The following is a 14817-nucleotide window of genomic DNA, read 5'->3' as shown; positions in this document are numbered from 1 at the left end:
CATGGTGACCAGAATCCTGGCCCGCCTCGAGCGTGCCAACCCGGTACGCATCGGCGTCATCGCCATCGTGCTGGTGTCGGTGCTGGGCGTGTCCCTCTTCCAGAAGCAGAAGCTCTCGACCTACCTCACCCCGGGCATGGAGACGGTCAGCGCGCAGTTCGCCGGCGACTACCGTCTGCGCCCGTTCGTCACCAAGGTCAAGGTGTCCGGCATCGCGGTCGGAGTCGTCACCAGCGTCGAGCCCGACGGTGACGGCGCGAAGGTCACGATGGACCTCGACTCCGGTACGTCGGCCAAACTGGGTGCCTCGCCTTCGGCCGCGATCCGTCCGTCGACCCTGTTGGGCGGCAACTACTACGTCGAGCTGAAGCCCGGCGGGGACCCGGCCCGCTTCAAGGGCACGATCCCCCTGGCGCAGACCAGCGTCCCGGTGGAGCTCGACCGTGTCCTCGAGGCACTTCAGCCGGACGTGCGCACGAGCATGCGCGGCACGATTGCCAACTCCCGCCAGGCGCTCGACGCGCCGACGCGCAAGGAGATCAAGGAACTCCTCCAGCATGCACCGAACTCGCTGGACGGTGCAGACGGAGTGCTCCGAGCCCTCCGCGGCGAGCGCCCTGAGAAGGACCTCGGCGCGCTGGTGTCGGGCCTGGAGGCGACGGCACGTGCGCTGACGAAGAACCGGGGTGATCTGGACAAGGCCCTGGCCGGACTGGACGGCACGGCGGATGTGATCGGGCGCAACGGTCCGGCGCTGCGCGATGCGGTCGCTGACCTGCCCGACAGCCTGCGCACCGCCCGAGAGGGGCTCGATGCACTCGATGGCACCCTCACGAGCGTTCGGGAGGTGTCGGAGTCGGCACGTCCGACCGTCCGGGAACTCGACGGTGCGCTGGCGAGTCTCGAACCGGCGCTGCGCTCGGCCCGCCCGCTGATGAACGAGCTGGTGCCCACTCTGAACGATCTTCGTCCGGTCGTGCAGGACCTGCTGCAGACGTCTGTCCGGGCGACCGAGGTCCTCGGCGACCTCGACGGCAAGCCGCTGGAGAGGGTCACCGGCCCGATCACGGACATGGTCCTGTCGCCCTGGCACGGTCCTGAGGGCTCGCTCTACGAGGGCAACGGGAACGACACGCCCTTCTACCAGGAGCTCGGATACATGGCAGCGGGTGGCAGTGCCTCCGGCAACATGACCGACCGCAACGGCCCGACGCTGCACTTCCAGCCCGGTGCTGGCCCTGGGACCGTCACCGGTCTTCCGATCAGCTTCGAAGACCTCTTCCGCAAGCTTCTCCGGCCCGATGGGAGCCGTCCATGACCACCACGAGCAAGATGAAGCGCGCCTGGGAGCGGACCAAGACCGTCCCCGGCCTGGGCAGGGACGTCACCGCTCTCGTCCTGCTGTTCGTCCTCGGCACCGTGACCACCAGCGTCGTGCTGATCAACCAGCGCTACGACTGGCCTTGGCAGGACAAGTTCGTCTTCCAGGCTGACTTCACCGAGACCCCGGGCATCAGCCCGAGCAACGGCCAGGAGGTACGCATCGCCGGCGTGACTGTCGGCTCGATCACCGAGGCCGAGGTCACCAAGGAAGGCCTGGCGCGGCTGACGCTCTCCCTCGAACCGGGACACACGGTCTACAAGGACACCCAACTGGTCCTTCGTGCCAAGACCCCCCTCAACGACATGTACGTCGAGATGAGCGAGGGCAGCCCGGACGCCGGCAAGCTCGATGACGGGGACCTCGTCTCGGTCGACCAGACCGAGAACCCGGTTCAGGTCGACAGGGTCGTGCAGAACCTCGACGAGGACGCACGCTCCGGGCTTGCCTCGCTGCTCCAGGAGAGCGACGTCGCGCTGGCGAACTCGCCGAAGCACCTCGGGCCGGGTCTTGACGCGACCGACCAGGTGCTCGCCGACCTCAAGCCCGTCGTCAACGCTCTGGACGGTCGCCGCAAGCAGATTCGTCTCCTCGTCACGGCACTCTCGCAGGTCGCCTCCGCCACGGGTGGTGACGAGGCGCGGCTCGCGAGGATCACGAACTCGCTCGCGGACACCTTGAGCGTGATCAGCACCCGGGACGACGAGCTGACGCAGGCACTCGCGACACTGCCCGGATTCGTGTCGGAGCTCAAGGGAGCCACGCGCAACGTGACGTCGCTGAGCCAGCAGCTCGACCCGACGCTCGACGCTGTCAAGGGGGCCTCCGACTCGCTGCCGACCGCACTGTCGCGGCTCGCGGAACTGGCTGAAAACCTCGACGAGACGGCGAAGATCGCCACTCCCGTGGTGCGCCAGGCGCGTCCGGTCCTCGACGACCTCCGGCCGGTCGTGCCCCGGTACGACGCGGCGCTCTCCGAGGCGTCGGTCGTGACGGGCCGACTCGGCTACCTGACGAAGACGATCGTCGACTACCGCGACGACCTGGCTGCCTTCGTCTACAACACCACATCCATCTTCAGCCTCGGTGACGCCAACGGCGGCATCCTCCGCGGCCAGGCCCAGGTCAGCCCCGAGTCGCTGCCCTTCGTGATCGGAAAGGTCAACTGATGCGCATCCCTCACGCGCTCGAGCCACGCCTCCGGCTCGGGGTCCTGGTTGGTTTCGTCTCCGCCTGTGCGCTGATCTTCGGATACCTGTGGGTCAACATGGGTGGTTCGATTCCCGCGCTCACTAGTGACGGCTACCGAGTCGTGGTGCCGATCAAGGACGGCGACAACGTCGTGTTCGACTCCGATGTCCGCGTCGCGGGCGTCGCAGTCGGCAAGGTCCGCGGCATCGACGTCAAGGACAGCGTCGCCATGGTGACGCTCCAGTTCGACGACGACGACGTGATCCCGCTGCACGAGGGTGCGAGCGTCCACCTCCGCGCGAAGTCGATGGTGGAGGAGACCTACCTCGAGGTCATCGACGGCAAGGGTGAGGTGCTCGCCAATGGCGACCACCTGCCCGAGGAATCGGTGGCAGAGCCGGTCCAGCTGCACGACGTCCTGACCAGCCTCGACGCACCGACCCGAGCCTCGCTCGGCCGCACGCTTCGTGCCCTGGGCAAGGGGACCAAGGGCACCGAGGAGGATGTCGCCGCGCTCATGAACGGCCTTGGGGACCTGGGCGACCAGGGCTACGACGTCCTCGATGCCCTCGCCGACCAGTCGAAGGACCTCGACGACATGACGCGCTCGCTCGGTGTGGTGCTGCGCAGCCTCGACCACCGGCAGGGTGAGATCGTCGATCTGGTCGAGTCAGCCGACCAGTTGACGACCGCGACCGCGGCGAACCACAAGAACCTCGAGGCCACGGTCCGTCAGCTCCCCGGACTCGTGGACTCCGCCCGTGAGGCTTCCGGAGACCTGACCACGTTGGCGACCTCGCTGGCTCCCATTGCCAAGGACCTCCGCACGGCGTCGCCGGGTCTCACCACGGCGCTGCGAAACCTCCCGTCGGTGACTGCCGACGTCAAGGGCCTCCTGCCGTCCCTGGACGTGGCGCTCGACCGCGCGCCGGCAACCCTGAGCCGTGTCGATGACTTCGGGTCCGATGTCAGCAGCATCGTCCCCGAGGCGCGAGTAGCGCTCGCCGACGTCAACCCGGTTCTCGCCTACGTCGCGCCCTACAAGAAGGACCTCACCGCCTTCTTCACCAACTGGGCCGCGATGATGGCCAACTCGGACGCGAACGGTCACTACCTGCGGGTGTTCATGGTGTTCAACGAGACGTCGCTGAAGGGACTGCCGTTCAAGACCCACGTCGGCGTTCTGGACAAGCGAAACTCGTACCCCGCACCCGGCGGTGCCCTCAACCCGGGGCCGTTCAACGGCACCTATCCCAGGATCGAGGAACTCCCGGAATGAGCCCGACGCGCAGGTCGTGGATGGCCAGGGTCGTACTCGCGGCAATGGGCCTGGGTCTCGTCGCGCTGACGGTGGGCGGCATCGCCCGCCTCACTGTCAGCACCGACTACTCGGCCTTCCTGCCCGAGGATGGACAGGCCGCCCGGGACCTGCGCGACGTCGCCGACAGCTTCGGTGGCGACCCGATCGTGGTCCTCCTTGAGAGTGATGACGCGAACGGCCTGCTCGCAGGGGAGCGGCTCGCCGGACTGCTGGCGCTCGAAGGGAGACTGTCCGGGCTGCGCAATGTGGCAGTCGCCTACGGTCCGGCCACCACGCTGAACCAGACCGCTATCCAGGTCCAGAACCTGCTCGCGACGATCAGCGGCCGTCGGGACGGACTCAAGGAGGCCGATCGCGCAGACGACCTCGCGCGCTTCGAGCGTCGCTACGGTGCGCTCCTCGTGCAAGGCATGCCGGCAGGGCTACCGACCCTGCGCAACGACGATTTCGTCCGAACCGTCGTCTACGACGCTGCCGGTGAGCCACGCGCACGTTGGCGACAGTTCGTGCCGGACGCCCACGCCGTGGCGATCTTGGTCCGGCCACGGTCTGGGCTGGACCAGGCCGGCCTGAAGAACCTGGTCGACGACGTCCGCGGTGTCGTGAAGGACGACACCACGGTCAAGCCCGATCGAACGACCATCACCGGCGTCCCCGTCCTCAGCGCCAACCTCGCCGACCAGGTGAGGTCGGAGCTTCCTTTGGTCGGTGGAGCCGCGGTCGCGTTGGTTGCCGGCGCTCTGATCCTGTCGCGTTGGCGCCGCAACACACTGCAACGGCTGGTGCCGCTGGTGCCCATGCTTGCCGCCGTGGCGGCGACGCTCGCGTGGTTCGGCTGGCGGGGAACCCCACTGTCCCTCGGCGCCGTTCTCTTCCTGCCGCTGATGCTCGGCATCGGCAGCTACTACCCGGTCTACCTCGCGCAGCGCGGACACCGACGAACTGTCGTCGCCGTCGCAGCGGCGGCTGCTGCTGCCTTTGCGTGCCTGCTCCTCTCGCCCGTGCAGTTCGTGCAAGACCTCGGACTTGCCATGGTCATCGGCATCGGCGTCACGACGGGCCTGTCGACCCTCCTCTATCGCGGTGGTGGCGAGAACCCAGCGCCGACGAGGGAAGCGACGGCACTTGCGACCCGACGGATCTCCGTGACGGCGGTCGCCGGTTTCGCGGCACTGCTCGGAGCTCCCGCTGTGCTGGGTTGGCTCGCCCTGGGCTCGGTGAGCGTGGAGACCTCGCCCGAGACGCTCCTATCGGGAGCTCGCGGGTACGACGACGCGGTGACTGTGCAGGATCGACTCGGGTTCGCCGGTGAGCTGGACGTGGTGCTCGAGGGGGACGACGTGCTCTCGCCTGAGGCGCTCGCCTGGCTGCGCTCGAGCGAGGAAGAGATCCTGCGAACACACGGCGACACAATCCAGTCGGTCGTCAGCCCCGGTCAGCTGCTGGGCTTCTTGGGCGACCACCCCAGCCAATCCCAGATCGACGCTGCGATGCGGCTGCTTCCTGCGTACGTCACGGGCGCCGCGGTCACCGTCAGCCAGGACCGTGCCGTCATCGCGCTCGGTGCGGACCTCGACGACCTTGCGACGCAGCAGGAGACGATCGCGTCGCTCCGCTCGATGACGGCGTCTCCACCAGATGGCTTCGATGTCCGGATAGCCGGCATACCCGTGCTTGCCGCTGAGGGCTACGACGTCCTGGTGCGCGACCGGCACTGGTCCAACCTGGCGGGCATCGCCGCTGCCGGACTGGTGCTGGCAGCCTGCTTGCGTCGCCGACGCGATGCCGCGCGCGCGGTGTCTGCGGCCCTGCTTGCCACTGGTTGGGGGTTGCTGGCGGCCACGCTTCTCGGAGTGGCCCTGAATCCGATCACGATCGCGCTCGGGTCCCTCACTGCCGCGGTCGGGTGCGAGTTCGCTGTGATGCTGTCTGAGGCACGGCGATCGGGGGACAGGAGCCTGGCCCGGTCGGTGATCGTCGCGGCGGCCGTTTCCGCGGCGGGCTACTCCGCACTGTCGGTGTCGCACCTCGACCTGCTCCGCCAGTTCAGCGCGACGCTCGTCGCTGCCGTGGGTCTGGCACTCGTCGCTGGCTACGCCGTGTCACTCACTGTTCCGCGTTCCACCCGGGGCACGAGCCAGACCACGTCCCGGCCCCAACTGGCAGGAGTCCGCTGATGCCCGACAACCTGGTCGACGAGCCCACGATCGAGGACGACACCACTGACGTCGTTCCTGCAGGCGGTCCGAACGGAGACTCGGCTGAGACCGTCACCGTCCGGGGGGCTCTTGCCTCACTGCGAGAACGGCTGGGGGGCCGCCCGCGGGCGAGCCTCGCGCTCGCCGTGGTGGTTGCTCTTTCCTTGGCTGCTGGTACGGCCTTCCTGATCCGCGATCGCGCCCTTCCTGCCGGCACGGTGGCGGAGGTCGGAGACACGACGATCACCGTGAAGGAGCTCGACCAGCGCATCGATGCCCTGAAGGCTCTCTATGGCCTCGACCAGCCGAGCGGAGGGAAGGCCCTCGACACCTTCCGTCGGGACGCAGCGAAGTCTGCCGTTGTTTCGGTGCTGATCGAGAAAGCGGCAGCGGACCGCGACATCGTGGTGACGGACAAGCAGGTCGACACGATCCTGGCCAAGCTCATCAAGGACCGCTACCCGGATGGTGGGCAACGCGCGTTCGTCGAGGCTCTCGGTGTGATGGGCGCGAATGAGGCCCAGGTGCGCGACGAGCTGCACCAACAAGCTGTCGTCGCCCATCTGTTCGATGACGTCACTGCTGACGTCGAGGTCACCGACGAGGACGTGGCCGACGCGTTCGACGATCGCGAGGAATCGTTGGCCACGCCGGAGCGCCGGAGCCTGCTGAACATCGTGGTCGAGACCCGATCCGACGCCCAGGCCGTCCTCGGGCTGCTCCGCAAGGGTCAGCCGTTCGGCTCCGTCGCCCGGACCTACAGCATCGACAGCGCCACCAGTGCAGAAGGCGGACGCCTCGGCGTCGCCTCCCAAGCCGAGCTGGACGACGCCTACGGAAAGGCTGCGTTCGCCGTTCCTTCGGGAGCCTTGTTCGGTCCTGTCAAGACGTCGACCGGATGGCATGTAGGGCGTGTCGAGAAGGTAACGCCGGGTGCTCCGGCGGTCTACGCAGACGTCCAGGTCAAGCTCAAGCGCTCGCTGGTCACAGAAGGTGCCGTCGCTGAGTGGCGGGCGTTCCTCGAGGACCTCCTCGACGACGCCGACGTCCGCTACAACGCGGACTACCGACCGGACTCGCCAACGTCGCTCCCCACAGATGTGCAGGGCGCGCAGCCCTGAGCAACTCGGTCGACGACATGTCACCAAAAAGTACTGCGATGTGAGATTCTTAGCGCTATGAGCAATCGGGTGAAGAAGGCGCCGGTTCGGCGCGCGGGGGCGGGAGTGGATGGAGTGGACGCGGTGGAGGCTGACTGGCGGCGAGAGCGCCCCGACATTGACGTGAGCTCGATCGGGGTCGTCACGCGCGTGTGGCGCGTGGGCCGATACCTCGACCGTGTGCGGAACGACCGGTTGTCCGACTGGGACACCGATCGCGCGACCATCGACATCCTTGCGATGCTGCGACGCGCTGGAGAGCCCTACCGACAGTCGGCCGGTCAGCTGACGAAGCATTCGCTGATCACTTCCGGCGGCGTCTCGCAGCGCCTCGACAAGCTCGAGCGGGCGGGACTGATCAGTCGTCACCTGGACGTCAACGACCGTCGACGGGTCGATGTCCAGCTCACGCCCGAGGGAATGAAGCTCATCGACTCGGTCTTCCATGACGTCGTGCACAACGAGAACGACCTCCTGGGCGAGATCTTCGACGCGGATGAGACCGAGCAGCTGCGCGGCCTCCTGAGGAAGTTCCTGCTGCACTTCGAGCCCTCTGGGGCAGTACGCGCAGACTGACTCCTTTCTCTTTGTAGAAAGTAGTTGACTCCTAAGAAGTTATCTCGCTAAGGTGATGCTTGTAATCGACGTCACACCCCAGTGAGGTAAGAATGACCGGTCCACTGACTGGCATCCGCGTCCTGGATCTCTCCGCGATGCTGTCCGGCCCCTGGGCCGCCTCCATCCTGGGAGACCAGGGCGCCGAGGTCATCAAGGTCGAGCCGCCGCGCACCGGCGACCACGTCCGATCGCTGCCGAACCGCTCCGGCGGGCTCGCATCGATGTTCCTCAACGTCAACCGATCCAAGCGATCGCTGACCCTCGACCTGAAGTCCGAGGACGGCAAGAAGGTCCTGTTCGACCTGGTCCGTCGCGCCGACGTCCTGGTCCAGAACTTCCGCCCCGGCGTGGTCGAGCGGCTCGGCATCTCCTTCGACGACCTGATCGCGATCAACCCGAAGCTCGTCTACCTGTCGATCAGCGGTTTCGGCGAGGGCGGCCCGTACTCCGAGCGTCGTGCCTACGACCCGATCGTCCAGGCGGTCTCGGGCCTCACGACCATCCAGGCCGGCTCGGACGAGGACCGTCCGCGGCTGATCCGCACGGTTCTCCCTGACAAGCTGACCGCCATCACGGGCGCGCAGGCGGTCTGCTCCGCCCTGGTCGCGCGCGCCACCACCGGCGAAGGCCAGCACGTCCGGCTCTCGATGCTCGACAGCGTGCTCGCCTTCATGTGGGCCAGCGACATGAACGCCTACACCTTCGTCGACAAGCCCGTCACCCCCGAGAAGGCCGCGAGCTTCATCGACCTCATCTACGAGACCGCCGACGGCTACATCACGGTGTCGACCATGAGCAACAAGGAGTGGACCGCGTTCTGCAAGGCAGCCGAGCGCCCCGACCTGCTCGAGGACGAGCGGTTCGACACCCCGGCCAAGCGCGACGCCAACGTCAACGAGCGCCTGGCCGAGATCCAGAAGATCCTGCTCGAACGGCCCGGCAAGGAGTGGCTGGAGCTGCTCACCGAGCACGACGTGCCCTGCGCCCCGGCCCTCCGACGGTTCGAGGTCATCGAGGACCCGCAGGTGATCGCCTCGGGGACGATCATCGAGACCGACCACCCGATCGCCGGCCGGCTCCGGCAGGCGCGAGTGGCCGCCCGGTTCTCCCACACGCCCGTGGCGACGCCCGTCGGGGCGCCCGGTCTCGGACAGCACAGCGTCGAGGTCCTGGCCGAGGCCGGCTTCGACACCAGCACCATCGACCGCCTCCTCGCCGAGGGCGTGGTCGGAAACGAGACGGGCGAAGTGCCCGCCTCGGACGACGAAACCCACGTGATCACCCAGGGAGCTTGAAACATGCCCACCAAAGTCATCATCGGAGCTGACCGCGGAATCGCTCACTCCATCGCGCAGCAGCTGCACGCCGCGGGCAACGACGTCCTCGCCGTCACCATGGGCGACGGCAGTGACCTCGTCGCTGCGGGCATCGCGGTCGAGTCTGGAGTGAACGTCACGTCGGAGGACGACGTCGCGCGGCTCGCGAAGCGGCTCGAGAGCGACGGCGTGGAGATCGACCAGCTGTTCCACGTCGCCGGCGTGATGTTCCTGGACGACATCGAGACCGTCGACTACGACGACGTCCGCAAGCAGTTCGAGATCAACACGATCGGACCGCTGCGCGTCATCCGTGCCCTGCGCGGGTTCCTCGTCGAGGGGGCGAAGGTCGGCATCCTGACCAGCCGCGTCGGCTCACTCAACGACAACACGTCCGGGGGCGACTATGCCTACCGGATCTCGAAGGCCGCCGCGAACATGGTCGCTCTCAACCTGCACCACGACCTCTCGAAGGGCGGCGTCGCCGTCCAGGCCCTCCACCCGGGCATGGTCAACACTGGTCTCCTCGACGCCATGACGCCCGAGGACCGCGAGCGGGCTGCCAGCATCCTGGTCACGCCTGAGCAGTCGGCATCGAACCTGATCTCCGTGCTCGACTCCCTGACCGTCGAAACCGGCGGCAAGTTCCAGCACGCCAACGGCGACATCCTCCCCTGGTGATCTGGAACCACCCCTCCCACCTCTTCGCTTCCAAGGAGTACGAGCAATGACGATCACCCTCTACGGCTACGGCCCGGCGTGGGGTCTGGCCTGTGTCAGCCCCTTCGTCACCAAGGTCACCAACTACATGACGATGGCGGAGATCCCGTTCACCTTCGTGCAGCAGGACCCGACGACGCTGCACAAGGACTCGCCGACCGCGAAACTGCCGCGGATCGTGGACGAGGACGGCACGCAGGTCCACGACTCGACCCGGATCATCCAGTACCTCAAGGACAAGTACGGCGACAAGCTCGACGCTTCGCTGAGCCCCGCCGAGCACGCCCAGGGCCTGGCCTTCCAGCGGATGGTCGAGGAGTACACCTACTGGACCGGCATCATCCAGCCGCGCTGGCGTTACCCCGCCGAGTTCGAGAAGTACATCCCGTTCATGGTCGGCACGGACAACCCGCCGCCGCCGGTGCGGGAGTTCCTCTACGCGCTCCGCGACCGCATCGCCGACCAGCAGGACAAGCAGGGCACCGGCAAGCGTCCCGACGAGGACGTCCTCGCCTCGCTGAAGGAGGACCTCGACGCCATCGAGGCCTTCATCGGCGACAAGCAGTTCCTGCTGGGCGACCAGGCGACGTCGTACGACGCCACCGTGTACTCCACGCTGCGGCAGATCACCGACCCCACTCCCTGGGACTGGGCCGGCCGTGACTACGCCCGCAGCAAGACCGGTCTCGTCGCGTACGAGAACCGCATGCGGGACCGCTTCGGAATCTGAGGACAACCATGATCGACCTCTACTACGACCTCACGCCGAACGGGCGCAAGATCCACATGGCGCTCGAGGAGCTCGGCCTCCCGTACGACGTGCACTGGGTCGCGGTGAAGGAGGGCGAGCAGTTCCGCGAGGAGTTCCTGAGGGTCAATCCCAACGCGAAGATCCCGGCCATCGTCGACCACGACGGTCCCGGTGGAAAGCCGGTGAGGATCTTCGAGTCGGGCGCGATCCTGCAGTACCTCGCTGAGAAGACCGGACGGCTCCTCCCCGAGGGGCCGGCCGACCGTTGGGAGGCCACCTGCTGGGTGTACTGGCAGGTGGCCAACCAGGGGCCCGCCGCGGGCAACGCGGCGCACTTCACGACGTACGCACCCGATGCAGGCGTCGACGACGAGTACAGCACGGCCCGCTTCGTCAACGAGACCAAGCGGACCTGCGAGGTGCTCGACCGACAGCTGTCCGACGGTCGCGAGTTCCTCGTGGGGAGCGAGCTCTCGATCGCCGACCTCGCCTGTTTCCCCTGGACTCGGGTACTCAAGGCGTATGGCGTTGCCCTCGCTGACTACCCCGCGCTCGAGGCTTGGTCCCAACGCATCTCGAGCCGCCCATCTGCCAAGGCGAAGGTCGCCGAGCGGCCCGCGAACTCCGGCATGCCGACCGGCCTGTCGACCGAGCAGTACCAGCGGCTCTTCGGAGTCGCGCCCACTCCCGCTCCGACGCCGTCGACGGCGTCGGCATGACCCCGGTTCGGTGAACCATGTCCACGATCCACTGTGAAAGGCGTCCCATGACCTCCGCTCCCGCTACGGGCTACAAGGTGCCCCAGCTGACCATCAACGGCACCACTGTTTCCTCGCCCGACTCGATCGCGGTCGTCGACCCGTCGACGGGGGAGCCGTTCATCGAGGTGCCGTCCGCGAGCGTCGAACAGCTCGACGAGGCCGTTGTTGCGGCGCGTGCGGCCTTCAAGACCTGGGGCAAGCTGTCGCTGACCGAGCGCCAGGACGCCATCCGCAAGGTCGGTGAGGTCGTCAAGGCCAACATCGACGAGCTGGCCGAGCTGGTCATGCGCGAGCAGGGCAAGCCCCTTGGCAACGCCAAGGGCGAGATCATGGCCTCCCTGCGCCAGGTCGAGTACTTCGGCTCGATCGAGCTGGAGCCGGAGGTCATTAAGGACGACGAGACCGGTCGCGCCGAGGTGCGTCACGAGCCGATCGGCGTCGTCGGTGCGATCACCGCCTGGAACTACCCGGTACTCGCCGCGATGTTCAAGCTCGTGCCGGCCCTGGTCGCCGGCAACGTCATGATCCTCAAGCCGTCGCCGTACACCCCGGTCGCGACGCTGCGCCTCGGCGAGCTGCTCCAGGACGCCCTTCCCGCCGGCGTCTTCCAGGTGCTGGCCGGTGGCGACGAGCTCGGAAGGGCGTTCACGACCCACGCGGACATCGACAAGATCGCCTTCACCGGCTCGGTCCCGACGGGCAAGGCCATCATGAAGGCGGCCGCGGACACTCTGAAGCGGGTCACGCTGGAGGCGGGCGGCAACGACGCCGGCATCGTGCTCGAAGACGCCGACCCGCAGGTCATCGGCAAGGACCTCTTCTGGGCCGCCTTCTCCAACACGGGCCAGGTCTGCGCGGCGCTGAAGCGCCTCTACGTCCCCGAGTCCAAGCTCGAGGAGTACAGCCAGGTCATGGCCGCCGAGGCTGCCAAGGTCGTCGTCGGTCCGGGCACCCAGGAGGGAGTGGTGGCGGGCCCGATGCAGAACGCGGCGCAGCTCGCGCACGTCCAGCGTCTCGCTGCCGACGCGCGTGCCAACGGTGCTGACTTCTTCTTCGAGGGCGAGGTGCCCGAGGGACCCGGCTACTGGTTCCCGTTCACCCTGGTTCGCAACGTGTCGGAAGGCGTCGCCCTGGTGGACGAGGAGCCCTTCGGCCCCATCCTGCCGATCCTGACCTACACCGACCTCGACGACGCCATTGAGCGCGCCAACAGCACCTCCTTCGGCCTCGGTGCCTCCGTGTGGACCTCGGACCCCGACGGCGCCGTCGAGGTGGCCGATCGGCTCGAGGCCGGGTCGGTCTGGATCAACCAGCACCCGGTCGTCACGGCGTCGATCCCGTTCGGCGGGATCAAGGAGTCGGGCGTTGGTGTGGAGGGCTCGAAGTACGGCCTGCTCGCCTACACCAACATCCGCGTGATCAACCTCAAGCGTTGACACACCCCTGAACGGACGCGTGCCCGGCCCGATCTACCGCTGACCCGATCGGGTCGGTGCCGGGCATGTGTCTTTCCCACTTTCCTTGCCGATCGCGAAGCACCCTGATTCTTCACGCGACCGACAGCCGACGAACGGAGGCGGACATGAGATCGAACAACGGCAACTTCGTCGTGATCCGCGACTCCGGCGTGGTCACGGTGGTGATGAACTGGGCAGGGCATCGTGGAGTGCTCGGACCGGAGCTCGCTGTCGAACTTGCGGGCCTGCTTCTCGAGATCGCGGCCGAGACCGATGCCAAGGCCGTCGTGATCACCGGCGTCGGCGACGTTTTCGCAGCCGGTCGCGACGACCTTCTCGAGGTCGAGCTGCTGATCGACGTCGTACGACGCCACCCGCTTCCCATGGTGGCTGCAGTGCAGCGCGCCTGCATCGGCGCGGGACTAGCGCTGGCGCTTGCCTGTGACCTCAGGTTCGTCGCTGCCGATGCGATCCTGTGCCCGACGCCGGGTGCGGGGAAGCGTGGCGCCGCGCGTGACCTTCTTGTCGAGGAGGTCGGGACGGACGCGGCCCAGCGGCTGCTGGGCCTGGGCGCCGTCGAACCGCGCGCACTGGTGGAGTGGGGAGTCAACGCACGCATCGTGCCGACCTCCGATGTGCTCGGATTCGCCCAAGAAGCGGCTAGTGCCGCACCCGAACGGCCTGCGTCGCCCTCCCGTGGCGCGCTGGCCTCGCGTCGACGGGGGTCACTCCGGAGCGTGTGGCCCGTTCCGGCCACCCCGTCGATGCGTGGGGGCGCACGATGAGCGCACAGGTTGTGACCTCCGTCGGCGGCTCAGTCGCGACGATCACCATCAATCGATCCGCTTCCCCGTCCGACCTCGATGGCGCCGCCCGGGCGCAGCTGATGCTCTCGCTTGCTGCTGTCGCGGTGGACCGCACGGTTCTTGCCGTCGTGCTCAGGGGAGACGGCGACGACTTCTGTCGTGGCCGGGACCTTGATGAGTACGCCGCGCGGATGGCGGCAGACCTGGTGATGGGCAGCCGCGAGCTCGAGGCGCAGACCGCGCAGGTGGTTCATGCGCTGGCAGCGGTGCCGCAGCCGGTGATCGCAGCAGTGCGAGGTCGCTGCGCCGGCGAGGGCCTTGCCCTGGCTCTGGCGTGTGACCTCAGGGTGATGGCCGACGATGCCTCGCTCAACGTGGCGACGTGCTCGATGGGCGAACGTCCAGACCAACGGCTCCGCGAAGCCCTCGAGCGCGTCGTCGGCGTCGAGCGTGGCCGCGAGCTCGCGCTCAGTGGGCGCGACTTCACTGCTCGCGAGGCCGTGGAGTGGGGCATTGTCGCGGACGTCGTACCGAGCGCGCAGGTCACGGACCTTGCCCTGGGGCAGGCGGCGATGCTGACCAGACTTCCGATCGGCGACCTCGTCGGAGCCAAGGTCAAGCTCGCGGGCGCTGCCACGAGGGAGCTTGAACGTGCCATGGGCGCGGGCTCCTCGAATCGTTGAAACCCAACCTCGAAAGGTTGTCAGTGAACGACACTGCTCTCTCCCGGACCGAGCAGACCTTGGCCAACCTCCTTCAGGAGGACCGGCGCTTCGAGCCGCCGGCCGAGCTCGCCGCGAACGCGAACGTCAAGGCCGACGCCTACGACGCAGCGAGGGCCGACCGCGAGGGCTTCTGGGCCACCCAGGCCGAGCGGCTGACCTGGGCCACGAAGTGGGACCAGGTGCTGGACTGGTCGAACGCACCGTTCGCGAAGTGGTTCGTGGGCGGGACGCTCAACGCGGCCTACAACTGCGTCGACCGCCACGTCGAGGCCGGCCGCGGCGACAAGGTCGCCCTGCACTGGGTCGGCGAGCCCGTTCACGACGGGGTGGTCGACACGAGGGACATCACCTACGCCGAACTCAAGGACGAGGTCTCGAAGGCCGCCAACGCGCTGACCGACCTCGGCGTCGG

Annotated in this window: 14 protein-coding genes; all 14 read left to right on the top strand. The window is 67.6% G+C overall.

Going from position 1 to position 14817, the window contains the following annotated elements; genetic code table 11:
• The first annotated feature begins 67 nt into the window (after window positions 1-67).
• Window positions 68-1318, top strand: coding sequence for an MlaD family protein (locus ASE20_RS19605; RefSeq protein WP_162261053.1), 1251 nt, complete (start codon window positions 68-70; stop codon window positions 1316-1318).
• A complete protein-coding gene (locus tag ASE20_RS19600) occupies window positions 1315-2550 on the top strand; it encodes an MlaD family protein (RefSeq protein ID WP_056896228.1) in 1236 nt (411 codons plus the stop codon). The genes ASE20_RS19605 and ASE20_RS19600 overlap by 4 nt, the downstream gene beginning before the upstream one ends.
• Window positions 2550-3851 carry an MlaD family protein gene (locus ASE20_RS19595; RefSeq protein WP_056896227.1) on the top strand — a complete coding sequence of 434 codons (1302 nt, stop codon included), beginning with the start codon at window positions 2550-2552 and terminating at the stop codon, window positions 3849-3851. Before ASE20_RS19600 ends, ASE20_RS19595 begins: the two co-directional genes overlap by 1 nt.
• Window positions 3848-6070: an MMPL family transporter gene (locus tag ASE20_RS19590; RefSeq protein ID WP_056896226.1), complete on the top strand. Its 2223-nt coding sequence runs from the start codon at window positions 3848-3850 to the stop codon at window positions 6068-6070. The genes ASE20_RS19595 and ASE20_RS19590 overlap by 4 nt, the downstream gene beginning before the upstream one ends.
• Window positions 6070-7212: a peptidyl-prolyl cis-trans isomerase gene (locus ASE20_RS19585; protein WP_056896225.1), complete on the top strand. Its 1143-nt coding sequence runs from the start codon at window positions 6070-6072 to the stop codon at window positions 7210-7212. The genes ASE20_RS19590 and ASE20_RS19585 overlap by 1 nt, the downstream gene beginning before the upstream one ends.
• Window positions 7213-7269: 57 nt before the next feature.
• Window positions 7270-7827 carry a MarR family winged helix-turn-helix transcriptional regulator gene (locus ASE20_RS19580; protein WP_056896224.1) on the top strand — a complete coding sequence of 186 codons (558 nt, stop codon included), beginning with the start codon at window positions 7270-7272 and terminating at the stop codon, window positions 7825-7827.
• Between the two features lie 92 nt (window positions 7828-7919).
• On the top strand, window positions 7920-9164 hold the full coding sequence (locus ASE20_RS19575) for a CaiB/BaiF CoA transferase family protein (RefSeq protein ID WP_056896223.1): 1245 nt from the start codon (window positions 7920-7922) through the stop codon (window positions 9162-9164).
• A gap of 3 nt (window positions 9165-9167) precedes the next feature.
• Window positions 9168-9866: an SDR family oxidoreductase gene (locus ASE20_RS19570; protein WP_056896222.1), complete on the top strand. Its 699-nt coding sequence runs from the start codon at window positions 9168-9170 to the stop codon at window positions 9864-9866.
• A 46-nt stretch (window positions 9867-9912) separates the two neighbouring features.
• Window positions 9913-10635: a glutathione S-transferase family protein gene (locus ASE20_RS19565; protein ID WP_056896221.1), complete on the top strand. Its 723-nt coding sequence runs from the start codon at window positions 9913-9915 to the stop codon at window positions 10633-10635.
• Window positions 10636-10643: 8 nt separating this feature from the next.
• Window positions 10644-11375 carry a glutathione S-transferase family protein gene (locus ASE20_RS19560; protein ID WP_056896220.1) on the top strand — a complete coding sequence of 244 codons (732 nt, stop codon included), beginning with the start codon at window positions 10644-10646 and terminating at the stop codon, window positions 11373-11375.
• 47 nt (window positions 11376-11422) lie between these two features.
• On the top strand, window positions 11423-12853 hold the full coding sequence (locus ASE20_RS19555) for an aldehyde dehydrogenase family protein (RefSeq protein WP_056896219.1): 1431 nt from the start codon (window positions 11423-11425) through the stop codon (window positions 12851-12853).
• Window positions 12854-13026: 173 nt separating this feature from the next.
• On the top strand, window positions 13027-13659 hold the full coding sequence (locus tag ASE20_RS19550) for an enoyl-CoA hydratase/isomerase family protein (protein ID WP_162261052.1): 633 nt from the start codon (window positions 13027-13029) through the stop codon (window positions 13657-13659).
• Complete coding sequence (locus tag ASE20_RS19545; RefSeq protein ID WP_157538706.1) at window positions 13656-14363, top strand: enoyl-CoA hydratase-related protein; 708 nt, start codon at window positions 13656-13658, stop codon at window positions 14361-14363. Before ASE20_RS19550 ends, ASE20_RS19545 begins: the two co-directional genes overlap by 4 nt.
• A gap of 23 nt (window positions 14364-14386) precedes the next feature.
• Window positions 14387-14817: acetyl-coenzyme A synthetase N-terminal domain-containing protein (locus tag ASE20_RS19540; protein WP_318655585.1), on the top strand; the 431-nt coding region annotated here is incomplete at its 3' end.

It is taken from the genome of Nocardioides sp. Root240 (assembly GCF_001428825.1).
Lineage (GTDB): Bacteria > Actinomycetota > Actinomycetes > Propionibacteriales > Nocardioidaceae > Nocardioides.
The sequence above is the reverse complement of the archived record's forward strand: the minus strand, read 5'-3'. Positions and strand labels throughout refer to the sequence as shown.

What these genes read in the sequence shown, in the direction of transcription:
- ASE20_RS19555 (WP_056896219.1), top strand. Translation starts at nt 11,423, where the DNA reads ATGACCTCCGCTCCCGCTACGGGCTACAAGGTGCCCCAGCTGACCATC.
- ASE20_RS19580 (WP_056896224.1), top strand. Translation starts at nt 7,270, where the DNA reads ATGAGCAATCGGGTGAAGAAGGCGCCGGTTCGGCGCGCGGGGGCGGGA.
- ASE20_RS19590 (WP_056896226.1), top strand. Translation starts at nt 3,848, where the DNA reads ATGAGCCCGACGCGCAGGTCGTGGATGGCCAGGGTCGTACTCGCGGCA.
- ASE20_RS19575 (WP_056896223.1), top strand. Translation starts at nt 7,920, where the DNA reads ATGACCGGTCCACTGACTGGCATCCGCGTCCTGGATCTCTCCGCGATG.
- ASE20_RS19560 (WP_056896220.1), top strand. Translation starts at nt 10,644, where the DNA reads ATGATCGACCTCTACTACGACCTCACGCCGAACGGGCGCAAGATCCAC.
- ASE20_RS19565 (WP_056896221.1), top strand. Translation starts at nt 9,913, where the DNA reads ATGACGATCACCCTCTACGGCTACGGCCCGGCGTGGGGTCTGGCCTGT.
- ASE20_RS19600 (WP_056896228.1), top strand. Translation starts at nt 1,315, where the DNA reads ATGACCACCACGAGCAAGATGAAGCGCGCCTGGGAGCGGACCAAGACC.
- ASE20_RS19545 (WP_157538706.1), top strand. Translation starts at nt 13,656, where the DNA reads ATGAGCGCACAGGTTGTGACCTCCGTCGGCGGCTCAGTCGCGACGATC.
- ASE20_RS19595 (WP_056896227.1), top strand. Translation starts at nt 2,550, where the DNA reads ATGCGCATCCCTCACGCGCTCGAGCCACGCCTCCGGCTCGGGGTCCTG.
- ASE20_RS19570 (WP_056896222.1), top strand. Translation starts at nt 9,168, where the DNA reads ATGCCCACCAAAGTCATCATCGGAGCTGACCGCGGAATCGCTCACTCC.
- ASE20_RS19585 (WP_056896225.1), top strand. Translation starts at nt 6,070, where the DNA reads ATGCCCGACAACCTGGTCGACGAGCCCACGATCGAGGACGACACCACT.